The 17312-nt window shown below is 69.9% G+C and carries 13 protein-coding genes; 5 read left to right on the forward strand and 8 right to left on the reverse strand.

The window, feature by feature from the left end; translation table 11 throughout:
* The first annotated feature begins 113 nt into the window (after positions 1-113).
* Together AL346_RS09600 and AL346_RS09605 are read left to right on the forward strand one after the other, a co-directional pair.
* Entirely contained in the window at positions 114-1277 is a 1164-nt protein-coding gene (locus AL346_RS09600; protein WP_019402536.1) for a GGDEF domain-containing protein, read from the forward strand.
* 128 nt (positions 1278-1405) lie between these two features.
* Positions 1406-2926, forward strand: coding sequence for a hypothetical protein (locus tag AL346_RS09605; protein WP_210168027.1), 1521 nt, complete (start codon positions 1406-1408; stop codon positions 2924-2926).
* Positions 2927-2968: 42 nt separating this feature from the next.
* Here AL346_RS09605 and clpB read toward each other — a convergent pair whose 3' ends face one another.
* The 3 genes from clpB to prmC all read right to left on the reverse strand — a co-directional run bounded on the left by clpB (position 2969) and on the right by prmC (position 8122).
* Entirely contained in the window at positions 2969-5599 is a 2631-nt protein-coding gene (clpB, locus tag AL346_RS09610; RefSeq protein ID WP_019402534.1) for an ATP-dependent chaperone ClpB, read from the reverse strand.
* A 283-nt stretch (positions 5600-5882) separates the two neighbouring features.
* The gene (locus tag AL346_RS09615) at positions 5883-6797 is read right to left on the reverse strand and encodes a DUF4167 domain-containing protein (RefSeq protein WP_197286610.1); all 915 of its coding nucleotides are present in this window, start codon (positions 6795-6797) and stop codon (positions 5883-5885) included.
* A 440-nt stretch (positions 6798-7237) separates the two neighbouring features.
* Positions 7238-8122 (reverse strand): peptide chain release factor N(5)-glutamine methyltransferase, encoded by an 885-nt coding sequence (gene prmC, locus AL346_RS09620; protein ID WP_019402532.1) that lies wholly within the window; start codon positions 8120-8122, stop codon positions 7238-7240.
* A gap of 120 nt (positions 8123-8242) precedes the next feature.
* On the opposite strand from prmC, the gene AL346_RS09625 reads away from it, so the two are divergent.
* Entirely contained in the window at positions 8243-8878 is a 636-nt protein-coding gene (locus AL346_RS09625; protein ID WP_019402531.1) for an HD domain-containing protein, read from the forward strand.
* A gap of 209 nt (positions 8879-9087) precedes the next feature.
* On the opposite strand, the gene prfA is transcribed toward AL346_RS09625, so the two are convergent.
* The 4 genes from prfA to AL346_RS09645 form a co-directional block, all read right to left on the reverse strand.
* Positions 9088-10179, reverse strand: a complete 1092-nt coding sequence (prfA, locus tag AL346_RS09630; protein WP_019400238.1) for a peptide chain release factor 1 — start codon at positions 10177-10179, stop codon at positions 9088-9090.
* A gap of 81 nt (positions 10180-10260) precedes the next feature.
* The gene (ptsP, locus tag AL346_RS09635) at positions 10261-12525 is read right to left on the reverse strand and encodes a phosphoenolpyruvate--protein phosphotransferase (protein ID WP_026014784.1); all 2265 of its coding nucleotides are present in this window, start codon (positions 12523-12525) and stop codon (positions 10261-10263) included.
* A 164-nt stretch (positions 12526-12689) separates the two neighbouring features.
* Entirely contained in the window at positions 12690-13619 is a 930-nt protein-coding gene (locus tag AL346_RS09640) for a DMT family transporter (RefSeq protein ID WP_026014785.1), read from the reverse strand.
* A gap of 93 nt (positions 13620-13712) precedes the next feature.
* Complete coding sequence (locus AL346_RS09645) at positions 13713-14951, reverse strand: aspartate kinase (RefSeq protein WP_019400242.1); 1239 nt, start codon at positions 14949-14951, stop codon at positions 13713-13715.
* Between the two features lie 145 nt (positions 14952-15096).
* Here AL346_RS09645 and ubiG point away from each other — a divergent pair, with 145 nt between their 5' ends.
* Together ubiG and AL346_RS09655 are read left to right on the forward strand one after the other, a co-directional pair.
* Entirely contained in the window at positions 15097-15882 is a 786-nt protein-coding gene (gene ubiG, locus AL346_RS09650) for a bifunctional 2-polyprenyl-6-hydroxyphenol methylase/3-demethylubiquinol 3-O-methyltransferase UbiG (protein ID WP_040403373.1), read from the forward strand.
* A 5-nt stretch (positions 15883-15887) separates the two neighbouring features.
* Positions 15888-16409 (forward strand): GNAT family N-acetyltransferase, encoded by a 522-nt coding sequence (locus AL346_RS09655; RefSeq protein WP_019400244.1) that lies wholly within the window; start codon positions 15888-15890, stop codon positions 16407-16409.
* Here AL346_RS09655 and AL346_RS09660 read toward each other — a convergent pair.
* Positions 16406-17287, reverse strand: a complete 882-nt coding sequence (locus tag AL346_RS09660; RefSeq protein ID WP_019400245.1) for an EamA family transporter — start codon at positions 17285-17287, stop codon at positions 16406-16408. The two genes, AL346_RS09655 and AL346_RS09660, sit on opposite strands and share 4 nt — an antisense overlap.
* Positions 17288-17312 lie beyond the last annotated feature (25 nt).

Below are 17312 nucleotides of genomic sequence, written 5' to 3' on the forward strand. Positions count from 1 at the left end.
TTGCCTCGCCGCAGCGCTCATGTACAAGGATCTGGTGATCGACCGGCGGGCCCAGGGCCCCGATGTCGTGCCTGATCGGGCGGGGCGCCCGACCCACAGCGGGCGGGCATGAATTGAACCTCGATTTCTTCACGCTCTACGTCATCATCCTCCTCAACTCGCTGACCCTGACCATCGTCTGGGCGGCCATCTGCCATGCCTACCGGACGTTCGAGGCCGCGCGCTACTGGCTGGCGAGCTGCATTCTCACCACGCTCGGCGGCTGCCTCCTGGCGCTCGAGGCGCTGCCCTTCGGCAAGGCCTTCATCGTTGCGGGCAACGCCTGCATCATCTTCGGCTTCGCCGTTACATGGGGCGGTGTGCGTGTGTTCTACGGGGCAAGGCCGCGCTGGGATGTGGCCGTCGCCCTCACGGTGGCCGCGAGCCTCGCCATGGCGCTGTCCCTCGACAGCCGGCCGGGCCTGAACATGGCGACAGCGGGTGGGCAGATCGTGGCCATCGGCCTGGCGGCGTTCACCCTTCTCAGGAACGGCGGACGTCGTCTCGGCGCGCTCGTCGCCGCATCCGCCATGGGCCTCGCGCTCCTCGGCCACGGGGCGGAATTCACGACGAACGGCCTGCGCCTTGCCGGGCTGATGACGACTGACGCGTATTATGCGGTCGCTGCCGTCTTCCTCGTCGCCGTCATTTTCGGCGGAGGCGTCTGGAATCTCGGCTTCGTGCTGATGGCGGTCGACCGCCTGCGCTCAGAGCTCGCGGCCCTGGCACAGGAGGACGACCTCACCGGCCTGCCTAACCGTCGCCGCTTCATGCAGGCGAGCGAGCGCCTCGAGGCGATCGGCCGGCGCACGGGCCAGGGCTTCTCGCTCATGCTGATCGACCTCGATTGCTTCAAGGAGATCAACGATCGTTACGGCCACGCCGCCGGTGATGCCTGCCTCGTGCATTTTGCCGCGCTCGCCTCCTCGCGCCTGCGCAAGGGGGACATGCTCGCCCGTCTCTCCGGCGACGAGTTCTGCGTCAGCCTGCCCGGCGCCGATCTCGCCAGGGCCGCGACCGTGGCCGGCGATCTCGTCAGTCTCGTCGCGGCGAACCCCTGTCCGTGGCGGGGCGAGACGATCTTCCTCTCCATCAGTGTCGGCATCGCCGAATGGCGGCCTGACATGGAGGCCGGACCGGCGCGGATCATCGAGGAAGCCGATGCCGCGCTCTATGCCACCAAGAAGCGCGGCCGCAACGGCTTTTCCGTGGCCGCCGAGGCGCTGGCGGTCACATGAACACGCTCGCCGCGTGACAAATGCGATGCGCGACTGCATGCCATCATGCCAAGTCGGCGACTATATAATATATAATACCAATATCACTTATTGAATGTATAGTACTATGCCGCGTGGTTCCGTTTTGCTTGTTCGTGATATTTCGCGAGGACTTCATTATGGGTATGGAAGTGGATAATAATACAATTCCATCTTCTGGGGCGGGCGAGGGGGCGGCGGCTGCCCGGTTCCGGGACGCGGCGCAGGCGGGATCGGGGCGCCGGGTCCGCGGGCCCGCGTTGGCCGAGATCCCCTTGGGTGCGCCCAGCGTGACGATCAGCTATCGGCCGGACCGCTCGGTGGTCATCCACCTCGGAGATCCGGTGCCGATTAACGGGGCGGCGGCATCGCAGGGGCCTTCCCGTGCACAGTCGGTCGCGATCGACATTCCCGAGGAACAGGTCATCGGTTCCTGGCTGGCGTCCTCCGTCCCGCAGGAGCTTGACGAGGATGTGCGCGCGGCCCTCGGCCTGCATCTCGAGGGCGTGAGCCGTCGCCTGACCGAAAAAGGAGAGCGGCTCGAGGACATCAGGGCGCTGGCGCTCAAGGCGTTGCGGCGCGATGTCCTGACGGCCGCGGCGTGCGGGGCGGTCAATGCCGTTCCCGCCATGACGGCCGGATGGGCGGCCGATTTCACGCCGAATTTCTTCGCCGAGGCGGAAAAACTGGGCAATCCGCTTGGCAAGGCGGCCGCCACGGCGGCGCAGGCGGGAGCCTTCGAGCACGCGGCCGATGTGCTTGGCTGCTATCTGCTGTCGTTGCGCGTGGTGCCCGCAGTCGGTGACCGGTTCTATCTGGCGCCGAACGTGGAAAAGCTGGTCGAGCCGGCGGCCAAGGCCAACAAGGCCATGGAGCTCGGGCAATGGCAGGTCTTCCGCAACCGGTTCCTGACCAACCAGACGGGATCGGTGCGCAACCTTCTGCTGCTCCCCATCGCCGTCGCGGTGGAGGCGGCCTCCTCGCCGAGGACGGCCGGCGTCGTCGACAAGATCGTCAACAACGCGCTGCGCATGCCGGGTGGCGCCATCAAGGACGGCATCCGCTATGGCATCGAATACCAGGCCGGCCGTTATGGCCCGTTGTGGCTGTTCGGCAGGCGCGACTGGGAGGAAGTTTACGACGCCCTGAAGGCCTCGCCGCCCTACGAGCCTGCCCTCAACGCCGGCCGCAAGGTCGCATTGCTGCCCTACGATGCCGTGCGCAGCCTCGGCGACAACCTGAAGGATGCCGTGTCCGTCGAGAATGTCGCGCTGGGTGGATGGCTCGTCGGCGGCTTGAGTGCCTATGCCGTGACGAGGACGGCCGTCAAGGATGCGGTCGAGGGGTCCGGGGCGAGCCGGCTCTGGGGCGATGCGGCCGGAAGGCTGGCAGCCTTTCCCCTGAGAGTGCCGCTGTCCGGCATCTACGACAACGCCTCGATCAAGGAGGCGGTCAGGACCGTGGCGGGAAGCGCGATGCGAACCGTTTCCCGCACCCTGGAGGGCTGGGCCGGGGGAGCGGCCCGGCCCGCCGGCGAGGCGGAGGCGCCCGAAGCGGTCGTCGTGGTGCCGCGCGAGGGAACGGGAGACCCGGAGCCGGCGGCAGCGACCGACGCTCCGCCCCACGCCTGACGCAAGGAGCCGCAGCTCCAGCTGCGGCTCCTCTCCCCGCGATCAGTTCAGCGGCACGCCGGCCGGCCGGCGCTCGCGCACCACCGGCGTGTCGCCGATGACGAGGCCCTCCGGCACCGCCGTGACCGCAACGGTTTCGCCGTCCTTCACCCGGCCGGCGAGGATCATCTCGGCGAGCGGGTCCTGCACGTTCTTCTGGATCACGCGCTTCAGGGGGCGTGCGCCGTAGGCCGGGTCGTAGCCCTTGGTCGCCAGCCATTCGCGCGCCGCCTCGTCGAGCGCGAGCGTGATCTTGCGGTCCTCGAGCAGCCGGGCGAGGCGCTTGAGCTGGATGTCGACGATCGAGCCCATCTGCTCGGGCCTCAGGCGGTGGAAGAGGATGATCTCGTCCACGCGGTTGAGGAACTCCGGCCGGAAGTGGGCCTTGACCACCCCCATCACCTCCTCGCGCACGGCCTCCGAATCCTCGCCCGCCTTCTGCGCGACGAGATATTCGGCCCCGAGGTTCGAGGTCATGATGATGAGCGTGTTGCGGAAGTCGACCGTGCGGCCCTGCCCGTCCGTCAGCCGCCCGTCGTCGAGCACCTGCAGGAGCACGTTGAACACGTCCGGATGCGCCTTCTCGATCTCGTCGAAGAGCACGACCTGGTAGGGCCGCCGGCGCACGGCCTCCGTCAGCGCGCCGCCCTCCTCGTAGCCGACATAGCCGGGAGGGGCGCCGATGAGCCGGGCGACCGAGTGCTTCTCCATGTATTCCGACATGTCGATGCGCACCAACGCCGTCTCGTCGTCGAAGAGGAAGGCGGCGAGCGCCTTCGTCAGCTCCGTCTTGCCGACGCCGGTGGGGCCGAGGAACATGAAAGAGCCGATCGGACGGTTCGGGTCCTGCAGGCCGGCGCGCGCGCGGCGCACGGCGGTCGACACCGCCTCCACCGCCTCGCTCTGGCCGACGACCCGGCGCGCCAGCTGCTCCTCCATCTTGAGGAGCTTCTCCTTCTCGCCCTCGAGCATCTTGTCGACGGGCACGCCCGTCCAGCGCGACACCACCTGGGCGATGTTGTCGGGCGTCACCGCCTCCTGCACCACGCCGGCGCCGTCCCCCTTGCCGTCGGCCTTGGCCTCGGTCTCGGCCAGTTCGCGCTCGAGTTGCGGAATGATGCCGTAGGCGAGCTCACCGGCGCGCTGGTACTCGCCCTTGCGCTGGGCGATGGCGAGGTCGTTGCGCGCCTCGTCGAGCTTCTTCTTCAGCTCCGCGGCGCGGCCGAGCTTGTCCTTCTCCGCCTGCCAGGCCGCCGTCAGCACCGAGGATTGCTCCTCGAGCTCGGCGAGCTCCTTCTCGAGGCGCACGAGCCGGTCCTTGGAGGCGGCATCGCTCTCCTTCTTCAGGGCCTCGGCTTCGATCTTGAGGCGCACGATCTCGCGGTCGAGCGAATCGAGCTCCTCCGGCTTGGAATCGACCTGCATCCTGAGGCGCGCCGCCGCCTCGTCGACGAGGTCGATGGCCTTGTCGGGCAGGAAGCGGTCGGTGATGTAGCGGTTCGACAAGGTCGCGGCCGCGACGAGCGCCGCGTCCTGGATGCGCACGCCGTGGTGCTGCTCGTACTTCTCCTTGAGGCCGCGCAGGATGGAAACCGTGTCCTCCACCGTCGGCTCGGAGACGAAGACGGGCTGGAAGCGCCGGGCGAGCGCCGCGTCCTTCTCCACGTGCTTGCGGTATTCGTCGAGGGTGGTGGCGCCGACGCAGTGTAATTCGCCCCGGGCGAGCGCGGGCTTCAACAGGTTCGAGGCGTCCATCGCCCCGTCCGCCTTGCCGGCGCCGACGAGCGTGTGCATCTCGTCGATGAACAGGATGATGCCGCCCTCGGCCGCCTGCACCTCCTGCAGCACGGCCTTCAGCCGCTCCTCGAACTCGCCGCGATATTTCGCGCCGGCGATGAGCGAGCCCATGTCGAGCGCGAGCAGGCGCTTGTCCTTCAGGCTCTCGGGCACGTCGCCGTCGACGATCCTGAGGGCGAGGCCCTCGACGATGGCCGTCTTGCCGACGCCGGGCTCGCCGATGAGCACGGGGTTGTTCTTGGTGCGCCGCGACAGCACCTGGATGGTGCGGCGGATCTCCTCGTCACGGCCGATGACGGGATCGAGCTTGCCCTCGCGCGCCGCCTGGGTGAGGTCGCGGGCATATTTCTTGAGGGCGTCGTAGCCTTCCTCGGCGGAGGCGGTGTCGGCCTTGCGGCCCTGGCGCAGGGCCTCGATGGCGGCATTGAGGCCCTGGGCGGTGACGCCGGCCTTCGCCAGCGCCTTGCCGGCCTCGGTGTCCTTCTCGATGGCGAGGGCGATGAGCAGCCGCTCGGCGGTAACGAAGCTGTCACCCGCCTTTTCAGCCGCCTTCTCGGCCGTGTCGAACACCCGGGCAAGACCGGGCGAGAGATAGAGCTGGCCCGAGCCGCCCTCCACCTTCGGCAGCTTGGCGAGCGCCTGTTCGGCGAGTTGCAGCGCCTCGCGCGAGCGTCCGCCGGCGCGGTCGATGAGGCCGGCCGCGAGCCCTTCGGGATCGTCGAGCAGCACCTTCAGGAGGTGTTCGGGCGAGAACTGCTGATGGCCCTCGCGCAGGGCGAGCGCCTGCGCGGACTGCAGGAAGCCCTTCGAGCGGTCGGTGTACTTGTCGACGTTCATCAATACCTCCTCGAGGCCACGCCGCCCGCCAGATGATGCCCGGGAAGGCGCCCCCCATTCAACGGATTTGCCGGCCGGAAGACCCCGTTGCGGCGATCCTCGGTACGGCTGCGGCATCGGTCATTGTGCCGCGTCAATCATGTAGGTGTTGCACAGTAGCCACATCAAGAGGGCGGGCGCCGATGCAATCCGCTTATCCGCGAAAAGGCCGACACGGCCGCGCCAAAACGAAAAAGGCGGGCTCGTGGCCCGCCTTTTGCGAAGTCGTTACGATGGCTCGGGCTCACTCGCCGGCGGGCACCTTGTCGTCGGCGGCCTTGCGGGCGCGGGGACGGCGGGTGGCGCGGGGCTTCTCCTCCGCCGGAGCGCTCTCGACGGCAGCCTCCTCGGCCGGCGCGGCGGCCTTGCGGCGGCGCGTGCGCTTGGGGGCTGCCTCTTCGGCAGCCGCCGGCTCATTCGTCGAGGCGGGCGCCTCATCCTCGTCGACCGGGGCGATCGGCGTGCGCACGGGCGTCGTCAGGAAAGCCGGCAGGCCGGCCTTTTCCTCGCTCTCGGCGCGCCGCGCCTCGCCCGCGGCATTGCCGTTCACATAGGCCGGCCGGGGGCCGCGCTCGCGCCGCTCGCCGCGCTCTTGGCGCTCGCCGCGCTCTTGGCGGTCGCTGCGGTCCTGGCGGTCGCCTCGTTCCGGACGATCACCGCGCTCCTGCCGCTCGCCGCGGTCCTGGCGCATCTGGCGGTCGCCGCGCGGGCCACGCTCGAAGCGCTGCGGGCGCTCGGGCCGGGCCTCGCCGTCGTCGTCGAAAGTCTCGCCGCGGACGTCCGGCTGGGGAGCGCCAAGCTCGTGCACGGCCGGCTGGCCCTGCCCCTGGCCGTAGCCGAAGCCGTTGCCTTCCTCGGCATCGAGATCGTCGCGCTCGTCGTCATACGGCCGCTGGAAGCCGCCGTAGGTCTGCTGCAGCTGCGACTGCGCCGCCGCGATGATGCGGAAATAATGTTCCGCGTGCTGGAAATAATTCTCGGCCGCGACCGGATCGCCGGAAGCCTGGGCGTCGCGCGCCAACTGGCTGTATTTCTCGGCGATATGTTGGGCGGTGCCACGCACCTTCACGTCCGGACCGTTCGACTCGTAGCTTCTCGTCAGCGGGTTGGGACCCTTGCGGTTGCGCCCCCGCATACGCCTGTTCTGACCTGGTCTCATCTATTGTCTCTTTGAAGCTTCCTGAACCGCATGACATCCCGACGCCGCAGACCATCCCGGGCGGAAGACCGCCGAGAGGCATTGAGCGAGCCGGTTGGTTCGGATCGCATGCCGAACCGAAGGGGCTTGTCAGCCGAGAACGTCATGTAACAGCGGCAATGATCCGAGGGCGAGCGAGCTCTCCGGATACTTCCCCGGCCGCGCCGAACCGACGTCGCCTCGTCGTCCGACGCTTCATGCCAGGCGCAGACGCATCCCGGCACTCCGAAGACTTGATGTTCGCGCCGACCCGGAGGCTTGCTGTCGCAACCTCGACCGGGCTTGCTGAAGCCAGATCATTTGTCGTGGAGCGCGATTCCTGACCGGACACTAGCGGCTTTGACCGTGACCGCCAAGCCTTTTTTGCGCTCCGGCCCGGCGGGTGGCCTCCGCTGGCAGGCTCAGCCGTCCGCCTCGACGAGGACCGTGCGGGCGATGCCCCCGAGATCGGCATGGACCGTTATCCGTCCGCGCCCGGCGAAGAGGCCTGCGACGGCGCCGTCCTGCCCCTCGCCGACTTCGAGCGCCGCAAGACCGCCCGGCGCGAGGAGACGCGGCGCGTCCGCCGCCAGGGCTCGATAGGCATCAAGTCCATCGCGACCGCCGTCGAGGGCAAGGAGCGGGTCGTACTGCCGCACCTCCGGCGCGAGCCCGGGGATCACGGCGCTCTCGATATAGGGCGGATTGGAGACGAGGACGTCGACCGGCCCTGCAGCGGCCGTGGACCAGTTGCCGACGATGAAATGCGCCCGGGCGGCAAGGCCGAGGCGCTCGGCGTTGCCGCGGGCCGTCTGCGCCGCCTCCAGGGCGCGGTCGATGCCGAGGCCCGTCGCCTGCGGCAGTTCGTGCAGCAGGGCGAGGAGGATGCAGCCGGTGCCGGTGCCGACGTCGACGATGGCGAGCGGCGCATCGGCGCGGCCCTGCGCCCTGAGCGTCTTCAACACCGCCTCGACGAGCGTCTCGGTATCGGGCCGCGGCTCGAGAGTCGCGGGTGACAGCCGGAAGGGCAGGCCCCAGAACTCCCGCTCGCCGAGGATGCGCGCCACCGGCTCGCGATCGAGCCGGCGCGCCGCGAAGGCGGCGAGGCGCTTTGCACCGTCCTCGCCAAGTGGCTCCGCCGGTGTGGCGGCGAGCTCCGCGCCGGCGATGTCGAGTGCTGCCAGCAGGAGAAGGCGGGCGTCGAGCGCCGGACTGTCGATGCCGGCTGCCGCGAAGGACGTGCGCAAATGCCGCAGGGCTTCCTGGCGCGTCGTGGTCGGCATCAAGGGCGGAACCGGAATGGGCATGGTCGTCGGGGTGATTCCTCCCGCTCCATCGCAAACGGAGGAGGGGACATGTGGTGCCCGCTTGTTCGCGGGCCGCTGGGCCTGCATAAGGCGCCGTCTTATCCGCCTCGGAACCTCCGCATGCAAGCCTTCTCTCCCTTCGAGCAGCTCGCCGAAGCCCTCCTGCCGCATCTGCCGGTCTCGTCCGACGGTTCGCACGACCTCGGCCACCTGCGGCGGGTGTGGCACAACGCCTTCGCCATTCAGGCCGAGGAAGGCGGGGAGGCCAGGGTCGTCGCGGCGGCGGTCCTGCTGCACGACTGCGTCCATGTGGAGAAGAACGCGCCGCAGCGCAGCCGCGCCTCCCGTCTCGCCGGCGAGCGCGCCGCCGCGATCCTCGCCGGGCTCGGCTGGCCGGTGGAGGAGGTCGCCGACGTCGTCCATGCCATCGAGGCGCACAGCTTCACGGCCGGCATCGCGCCGCGCACGCTGGAGGCGAAGATCGTGCAGGACGCCGACAGGCTCGACGCCATCGGCTTCATCGGCGTCGCGCGCTGCTTCTACATCGCCGGCCGCCTCGGCTCCGCGCTCTACGATCTCGACGACCCCGACGCGGCGCACCGCCCGCTCGACGGCACGCGCTTCGCGCTCGACCACTTCCCGGAGAAGCTCCTGCGCCTCGGCGACGGCTTTCAGACCCCGGCCGGCCGCCGCCGCGCGCAGGAGCGCATGGCGGCGATGCGCGGCTTCCTGGAGGGATTCCGGGCGGAGATATGAAGGCAGCTTCGCTGGGCGACACGTGCCTTCTCCCTCCCCCACGAAGTGGCGGGGAGGGTCGGGGTGGGGGGCGGGTCAGCAGGCAGGCTGTTCGAAACCGGTCGCCCGCCAAGAAGCACCAGCGTCGTGGGGCGGCACTGCCCCCCTAACCCCTCCCCGCCGTAGGCGGGGGGAGGGGACGGCCGCGCTTGGCGGTGTCTTGCGCTCCTTTATCCCTCCTGCGCGGCGAGCTGCGCCGCCTGGTGCTCGGTCGTCAGGGCGTCGATCACCTCGTCGAGGGCCGTGCCCATCATCACCTCCTCGAGCTTGTAGAGGGTGAGGCCGATGCGGTGATCGGTGAGGCGTCCCTGCGGGAAGTTGTAGGTGCGGATGCGCTCGGAGCGGTCGCCGGAGCCGACCTGCGCCCGCCGGTCGGCGGCGCGCTCCGCGTCCTTGCGCTGGCGCTCGGCGTCGTAGAGCCGCGAGCGCAGGAGCGCCATGGCCTTGGCGCGATTGCGGTGCTGCGAGCGTTCGTCCTGCACCAGGACGACGATGCCGGTCGGCAGATGCGTGATGCGCACAGCCGATTCGGTCTTGTTGACGTGCTGGCCGCCGGCGCCGCCGGCGCGCATGGTGTCGACCCTGAGATCGCCTTCGTCGATGGCGAAGTCGACCTCCGCCGCTTCCGGCAGCACGGCGACGGTGGCGGCGGAGGTGTGGATGCGGCCCGAGGCCTCCGTCTCCGGCACGCGCTGCACGCGGTGGACCCCGGATTCGAACTTGAGGCGGGCGAAGACGCCGCGCCCCTTCACCTCGGCGATGATCTCCTTGTAGCCGCCGACGGTGCCCTCGCTCTCCGACAGGATCTCGACGCTCCAGCCCTTGAGGTCGGCGTAGCGGCTGTACATGCGGAAGAGGTCGCCGGCGAAGAGGGCCGCCTCGTCCCCGCCCGTGCCGGCGCGGATCTCGAGGATGGCGCTCTTCTCGTCGGCCTCGTCCTTCGGCAGCAGCATCAGCTTGAGGGCATGCGCCGCCTCGCCCACCGCCTCGCGCGCCTGCGGCAGCTCCTCTTCGGCGAGGGCGCGCATCTCGGCATCGGTCGCGGGATCGTCGAGAAGGGTCTCGATGTCCTCGAGGTTCTTCCGGGCGCCCTCGAAGGCGTCGATGGCGACGACAACGGGGTCGAGCTCGGCGAGTTCGCGCGACAGGGTGACGAAATCGTCCGCCCCGGCGCCGGCCGCTAGCGTCGCGGTCAGGATGTCGCGCCGCGCCCTGATGGCGTCGAGCCGCTCGCGCGGTGGGGTAAAGATCTGGTCGGACATGGCTTTTCCGAAATGCTGCTGCTTCGATGCGGCTGCCCGGGCCTCGCCCGCAGCCGTGGAACCGGATGCGCGGCAGCGTCGCTACAACGGGATGTCGTTCGCCTCGGCGAAGCGCAGGAGCGCCTTGCGCAGGGACAGGTCACCATCCCCTGCGAGCAGCCGCTCCATCTCGGCCGTGATGGCGCCGGCATCGAGCTTGAGCAGCATGGCCTTCACGGGCCCGACGGCGGACGGCGACATCGACAGCCGCCGGTAGCCGAGGCCGATGAGCGCCATGGCCTCGAGCGGCCGGCCGCCGATCTCGCCGCAGACGGTGACCGGGCAGCCGAGCGCGTCGGCCCGCTCGGCGACGACCTTGAGGGCCCGTAGCGCCGGCCGGCACAGCGGGTCGAACCGCGCCGAGACCTGGCGGTTCTCCCGGTCGGCGGCGAAGAGGAACTGCATCAGGTCGTTGGAGCCGACCGACATGAAGTCGACCCGGCGCGCGACCTCGTCGATGTGGAAGAGGAGCGAGGGCACCTCGACCATGACGCCGAGCGACAGCGAGGCCGGTGGCGGGTGGCCGTGCCGGGCAAGATGCGCCTCTTCCCGCGCCACGATGGCCTTCGCCATCTCGAATTCCTCGACGGTCGCGACCATCGGGAACATGATCCTGAGGTGGTGCCCGGCGCCGGCGCGCAGCAGGGCACGCACCTGCGAGCGCAGCAGCCCCGGCCTGTCGAGGCCGATGCGGATGGCGCGCCAGCCGAGCGCGGGGTTCTCCTCCTCCACCTGTTTCATGTAGGGCAGCACCTTGTCGCCGCCGATATCGAGCGTGCGGAAGGTGACGGGGAGGCCCTGCGCGGCTTCCAGCACGCTCGCATAGAGCGCGAGCTGTTCGCCGGTGGTCGGCAGGCGCTGCGCCACCATGAACTGGATTTCGGTGCGGAACAGGCCGACCCCGGCGGCATTCGTCTCCGCCAGGTGCGGCATGTCGACGATGAGGCCGGCATTGATGTTGAGGTCGATCTCGAGGCCGTCGCGCGTGCGGCTGGGCACGTCGCGCAGGCTGCGGTACTGCTCCTGCCGGCGGGCGCGCAGCCGCGCCTTCTCCGCATAGGCCGCCTCGACGTCGGGCGCCGGGCGGATCTGCACCTCGCCCGCGCCGCCGTCGACGATGATGGCGTCGCCCTGCTCGACGAGGCTCGTGATGTTCTCGACCTCGCCGACCGCGGGGATGCCGAGCGCCCTGGCGACGATGGCGATATGGCTGGTCGGGCCGCCTTCCTCGAGGATCACGCCCCTGAGATGCGCCCGGTCGTAGTCGAGCAGCGCCGCGGGCCCCATCGAGCGGGCCACCAGGATGGCATTCTCCGGCAGGCCTTCCCGGCTGGTAGCGAGGTCCGTGCCGGCCAGCGTGTGCAGCAGCCGGTTGGCGAGGTCGTCGAGATCGTGCAGGCGCTCGCGCAGATAGGGGTCGGTCTGGCGCAGGAGACGGGCGCGGGTGTCGGACTGTACGCGCTCGACCGCCGCCTCCGCGGTGAGGCCGGTCAGCACCGCCTCGCGGATGCGGCGCAGCCAGCCCTGGTCGTTGGCGAACATGCGCACGGTCTCGAGCACGTCGCGGTGCTCGCCGTGGTGGGCGACGTCGCCGCGCTCGATGAGCTTGTCGATGGCGGCCCGCATGGCGGCGATCGCATCCTCGAGGCGCTGCACCTCCCGCTGCACGTCCTCGGCGATGAGGTTCTTCACGACGACGCGCGGCTCGTGCAGCACCACGTGGCCGAGGCCCACCCCGTCGGCGAGGCAGACGCCGCGCTGGTGCAGCGGCCGGCGGATGGCGATGTCGGCGCCGGGGGTCGCGATGGCCTGCAGCTCGCCCGAGGCGATCAGCTCGGCCAGGACCATCGCGGTCGTCTGCAGCGCCTCGATCTCCTCCTCGCTGTAGAGGCGGTGGGCCCGGTTCTGCACCACGAGCACGCCGAGGGTGTTGCCGGCGCGCAGGATCGGCACGCCGAGGAAGGCGTGGTAGATCTCCTCGCCCGTCTCCGGACGGTAGCTGAAGGCAGGGTGCGACTGGGCGTCGGAGAGGGCGAGCGGCTCGGCCTCGCGGGCGATGAGGCCGACGAGGCCCTCGTCCGCGCGCATGGCCGTCAGGTGGACGGCTTCGCGCTTCAGGCCTTCGGTGGCATAGAGCTCCAGCACGCCGTCGGCGCGCATGACATAGACCGAGCACACCTCCGCCACCATGTTGGCGGCGATCTGGATGACGATCCTGTCGAGCTTCTCCTGCGCGTGGACCGGCTCCGCCATGACCTCGCGGAGGCGGCGCAGGAGAACGCGCGGGCCACCGAGAGCGCCTCGCATCAGCCGGTTCCCGTCATCGGGCTGCTGGCAGCCCGTTCCCTCTTCGTCGGACCGGCGCCGATGATCGACTCCGGCCGACAGCTTCAACTAGCCGTATAACCAAGGTCTTGCTGCACCCGCAAGCCGCCGCGCGCATCAGGGTGCGGATTTCCTCCCCGTCCGCCTCACGCGGGGGAGCGCCTCAGGGCGGCGAACAGGCGCCCGTCGATGGCGAGCAAACCCAGGCCGATCAGGCCCATTCCGGCCAGATGCCTCGCCGCGATGGCCTCGTTGAGGAAGATGGCGCCGAAGAAGACGGCGCTCACCGGGATGAGCAGCGTCACGAGCGACAGATTGACCGCCCCCGCCGCGGTGAGGATGCGGAAGAAGAGGATATAGGCGAGCGCGGTGGAGGCGAGCGCGAGCGCGACGATCGCGGCCACCGGGCCGAGGCCGGGCGCCGGCAATGTCCACGGCTGCTCCACGAGAAGGGCGAGCGGCGTCATCATCGCCGTGGTTGCCGTGAGCTGGCCGGTGGCGGCCACGAGCGGGCTCAGCCCGTAGCCGCGGAAGCGGCGCCCGAAGATGCCGGAGAAGGCGTAGGACAGCGCCGCGAGAAGAACGGCGACGGCGCCGATGACGTCGGCACCCAGGCCCATGACGGCCGCCGGCCCGATCATCACCGCAACGCCGGCAAAGCCCAGCGCGACGCCGGCGAGCCGGTTGCCGGTCAGTTTTTCGTCGCTCGTCAGGAAATGGGCGACGATGACGGTGAAGACGGGCGTCATGGCGTTGAGGACGGAGGCGACGCCGCTCGGGATGCGCGCCTGTCCCCAGACGATGAGGCTGAAGGGGATGAGGTTGTTGAGGAGGCCCATGATCGCGAAGGCGACCCAGAAGCGGCCGTCGATCGGCAGCCGCTGTCCCGAGAGCCGCAGCACGAGGTTGAGGGCGAGGGCGGCGATGCCGACGCGGGCCAGCACGATAGTGAGCGGCGGCACGGCCTTGACGGCGATGCCGATGAAGAGGAACGAGCCGCCCCACAGGACCGAAAGGGCGATCAGCATCGCCCATTCGGTTGGTCCCATGGCGGGGGTGCGTGGGGTGGCCGTCATCGTGCTCCTCGATCGCTGCCCGTCGCAGCCGCCTGAACGTTAGCCGCGCGCGGGGAGGAGGCCACCCGAAAACGGGCCGGTCTTACCTGCGCTCTAGGCCTTGTCGAGCCCGTAGAGCGAGTGCAGCGTGCGCACCGCGAGCTCGGTATAGGCCGCGTCGATCAGCACCGAGAATTTGATCTCGGACGTCGTGATGGCGCGGATGTTGATGCCCTTGTCGGCGAGCGCCTTGAAGGCCTTGGCGGCGACGCCGGCGTGGCTGCGCATGCCGACGCCGATGGCGGAGACCTTCACGACGTCGGTCGCGCCCTGCAGCGTGGCATAGTTGATCTCGCCGCGCGCTTTCTCGAGGATCGTCTTGGCGCGCTCATAGTCGGCGGCCGGCACGGTGAAGGTGATGTCGGTCGTCGTCGTGTCGTCGGACACGACCTGGATGATCATGTCGACATTGATGTTGGCATCGGCCAGCGGCACGAAGATCGCGGCGGCGACGCCCGGCTTGTCGGCGACGCGGCGGAGCGTGATCTGGGCCTCGTCCTTGGAATAGGCGATGCCGGTGACGATCTGCTGTTCCACGATATCCTCCTCGTCACAGATCAACGTGCCCGGCTTGGGATCGGCGGGATCGTCGAAGCTGGAACGCACGAAAGTCTTCACATTGTGGGTCATGGCGAGCTCGACCGAGCGCACCTGCAGCACCTTGGCGCCGAGCGAGGCCATCTCGAGCATCTCCTCGAAGGAGACGCGGTCGAGGCGCCGGGCCTGGGGCACGATGCGCGGGTCCGTCGTGTAGACCCCGTCGACGTCGGTGTAGATGTCGCAGCGGTCGGCATGGATGGCGGCGGCGAGCGCCACCGCGCTCGTGTCCGAGCCGCCGCGGCCGAGCGTCGCGATGCGGTTGGTCGGCTGGTGGATGCCCTGGAAGCCGGTGACGACCGCGACCTCGTTGCGCTCCTCGAAATGCTGGATGATGCGCGAGCCGTCGGCGCCCGTGATTCGCGCCGCGCCGTGGGCGCCGTCGGTCAGGATCGGGATCTGCCAGCCCTGCCAGGAGCGAGCCCAGATGCCCATGTCCTGCAGCACGATGGCGAGGAGGCCCGCCGTCACCTGCTCGCCGGAGGCGACGACCGCGTCATATTCGCGCGCGTCGTGCAGGGCCGAGGCCTCGCGGCACCAGCCGACGAGCTCGTTCGTCTTGCCGGCCATGGCCGAGACGACGACCGCCACCTGGTGGCCGGCCTCGACCTCGCGTTTGACGTGCCTGGCCACGTTGCGGATGCGTTCGATATTGGCGACGGACGTGCCGCCGAACTTCATCACCAGACGGGCCATGGCAGGACTGACACCATTTACAGGACGACGGGAGGTGCTACAGCGACCAGGAGCCTGGCGCCAAGCACGCAAAAGGCGCGTATAGATGACGGGAGCCCCCCGCCGTGTCAACGGCGGGGAAAGGCCCCGGACAAGGGTGAGGGACATGGCTGGGACGAGGAGCGAGCCGCGGCACGGCACGGGTGAGCGCCGCACGGTGGATGAGCGGGAGGTGGCGCGCTTCGCCGCGCTCGCCGACACCTGGTGGGACCCGCGCGGATCGATGCGCGTGCTGCACAAGTTCAACCCGGTCCGCGTCGGCTACATCCGCGACGAGGCGTCCCGGCATTTCGGCCGCGACCCGGCGAGCCTGACCTGCCTGCACGATCTCTCGGTCGTCGACATCGGCTGCGGCGGCGGGCTGCTGTGCGAGCCTCTCGCGCGCCTCGGGGCCGAGGTCACGGGGCTAGACCCCGCCACCACCAATGTGGAGGTGGCGCGCCTGCACGCGGAGCGCGCGGGCCTCGGCATCGCCTATCGTGACGAGACGGTGGAGGCCCTCGCCGCCCGCGGCGAGCGCTTCGACGTCGTCTGCGCCATGGAGGTGGTGGAGCATGTGGCGGACGTCGGCGCCTTCGTCGCGGCCTGCTGCGCGGTGGTGAAGCCGGGCGGCCTGCTCTTCATGGCGACCATCAACCGCACGCTGAAGTCCTACGCGCTCGCCATCGTCGGCGCCGAATATGTCCTGCGCTGGCTGCCGCGCGGCACCCATTCCTGGGAGAAGTTCGTCACGCCGGACGAGCTCACGGACGCCATCGAGGACGGCGGCCTCTCGGTGCTCGACCGCACCGGCGTGGTCTACAATCCGCTTGCCGACAGCTGGCGTCCGTCGCGCGATCTCGACGTCAACTACATGCTGGTCGCCGCCCGGCCGGGCGAGGCCGGCGCTTAGGTACGATGATCGAGGGCAGCGATGCCGCCGGCGCCGGCTGGCGGCCCATGACGGTGACCGACCTGCAGGATGTCGATGCCATCGCGCGGGCGGTGCATCCGGGCTTTCCCGAACGGCCGGAGGTCTTCACCGAGCGCCTTGCGCTCTTCCCGGCCGGCTGCCTGATCCTGGAGCGGGACGGCGAGGCGGCCGGCTATCTCCTCAGCCATCCCTGGCACGCCGGCGCGCCGCCGCCGCTCGACAGCCTGCTCGGCCGCCTGCCGCCGGCCGCGACCACCTTCTATCTGCACGACATCGCCCTGTTGCCGCGCGGTCGCGGCACCGGCGCGGCCGGGGCCGCGCTGCCCCACCTTGTGCGGCAGGCGCGGATCGTGGGTGCCGATAACCTCTCGCTCGTCGCCGTCAACAATTCCGCTCCGTTCTGGCAGCGCCACGGCTTCGTGGCGGCCGACGCACCGGGACTTGCCGACAAGCTCGCCAGCTACGGCGGGGACGCGCTCTACATGCTGCGCAGGGTCGCGTCTTAAGCGCCGCGGCTCGCGATGGCGACGCCGACGGCGGCGATGGCCATGCCCAGCATCTGCACGGGCGCGAGGCTCTCGCCGAAGAGGAGGAAGGCCATGACGGCCGACACCGGCGGCACCAGGTAGAGCAGGGAGGCGACGCCCGCCACCGCGCCCTTGCGGATGAGGTGCATCAGCAGGAGGATACCGCCCATCGACAGGATGACGACCGCCCAGGCGAGGCCGGCGAGCGCCGCCGGCACGGGCGCGAAGCGCATCTCGCCGACGAGCAGCATGGCCGGCAGGGTCACGAGCGCCGCCCCGACGAACTGCACGACGGCATTGGTGCGCAGGTCCGAGCCGGCGCCCGTCCGCTTCTGCCAGAAGGTGCCCATGGTGATCGACACCATGCCGAGCGTGCAGGCGAGCACCGCCATCGGCGCGAGACCGTCGACGCCGCCGAGCTTCGGCACGAGCACGAGGAGGGCGCCGGCAAAGCCGGTGACGATGCCGAGCCAGCGCCGCGGGCTCACCCTTTCGCCGATGAGGGGCCCGGCGAGCGCCCCGGTGAGCAGCGGCTGCATGCCGGCGATGAGTGCGGCGATGCCGGCCGGCAGGCCGTGGCTGACCGACCAGAACACGCCGCCGAGATAGATGCCGTGCAGCAGCACGCCGGCCACGAGGCCGTCGCGCCAGCCGCGCGCCGTCCGCGGCCAGGGCGCGCCAATGGCGAGGCACAGGCCGCCGAGCACGGCTATGGTGAGGCAATAGCGGATGAAGAGAAAGGTGAACGGTTCGGCATGGGGCGCCACGAGGCGCGCCACGACGAAGCCTGTCGCCCAGATGACGACGAAAAGTGCCGGCATCAGCCGTTCGGCGAGCGTGGAGGGCGGGAACGGCACGGCGGGTCGATCCGTTGTCGAGAAG

This window comes from Chelatococcus sp. CO-6 (genome assembly GCF_001271345.1).
In the GTDB taxonomy this organism is placed as follows: domain Bacteria; phylum Pseudomonadota; class Alphaproteobacteria; order Rhizobiales; family Beijerinckiaceae; genus Chelatococcus_A; species Chelatococcus_A caeni.

Coding starts and splice junctions, on each gene's coding strand:
- clpB (WP_019402534.1), bottom strand. CDS start 5,599: ATGAACGTCGACAAGTACACCGACCGCTCGAAGGGCTTCCTGCAGTCC.
- AL346_RS09615 (WP_197286610.1), bottom strand. CDS start 6,797: ATGAGACCAGGTCAGAACAGGCGTATGCGGGGGCGCAACCGCAAGGGT.
- prmC (WP_019402532.1), bottom strand. CDS start 8,122: ATGCCCATTCCGGTTCCGCCCTTGATGCCGACCACGACGCGCCAGGAA.
- AL346_RS09625 (WP_019402531.1), top strand. CDS start 8,243: ATGCAAGCCTTCTCTCCCTTCGAGCAGCTCGCCGAAGCCCTCCTGCCG.
- prfA (WP_019400238.1), bottom strand. CDS start 10,179: ATGTCCGACCAGATCTTTACCCCACCGCGCGAGCGGCTCGACGCCATC.
- ptsP (WP_026014784.1), bottom strand. CDS start 12,525: ATGCGAGGCGCTCTCGGTGGCCCGCGCGTTCTCCTGCGCCGCCTCCGC.
- AL346_RS09640 (WP_026014785.1), bottom strand. CDS start 13,619: ATGACGGCCACCCCACGCACCCCCGCCATGGGACCAACCGAATGGGCG.
- AL346_RS09645 (WP_019400242.1), bottom strand. CDS start 14,951: ATGGCCCGTCTGGTGATGAAGTTCGGCGGCACGTCCGTCGCCAATATC.
- ubiG (WP_040403373.1), top strand. CDS start 15,097: ATGGCTGGGACGAGGAGCGAGCCGCGGCACGGCACGGGTGAGCGCCGC.
- AL346_RS09655 (WP_019400244.1), top strand. CDS start 15,888: ATGATCGAGGGCAGCGATGCCGCCGGCGCCGGCTGGCGGCCCATGACG.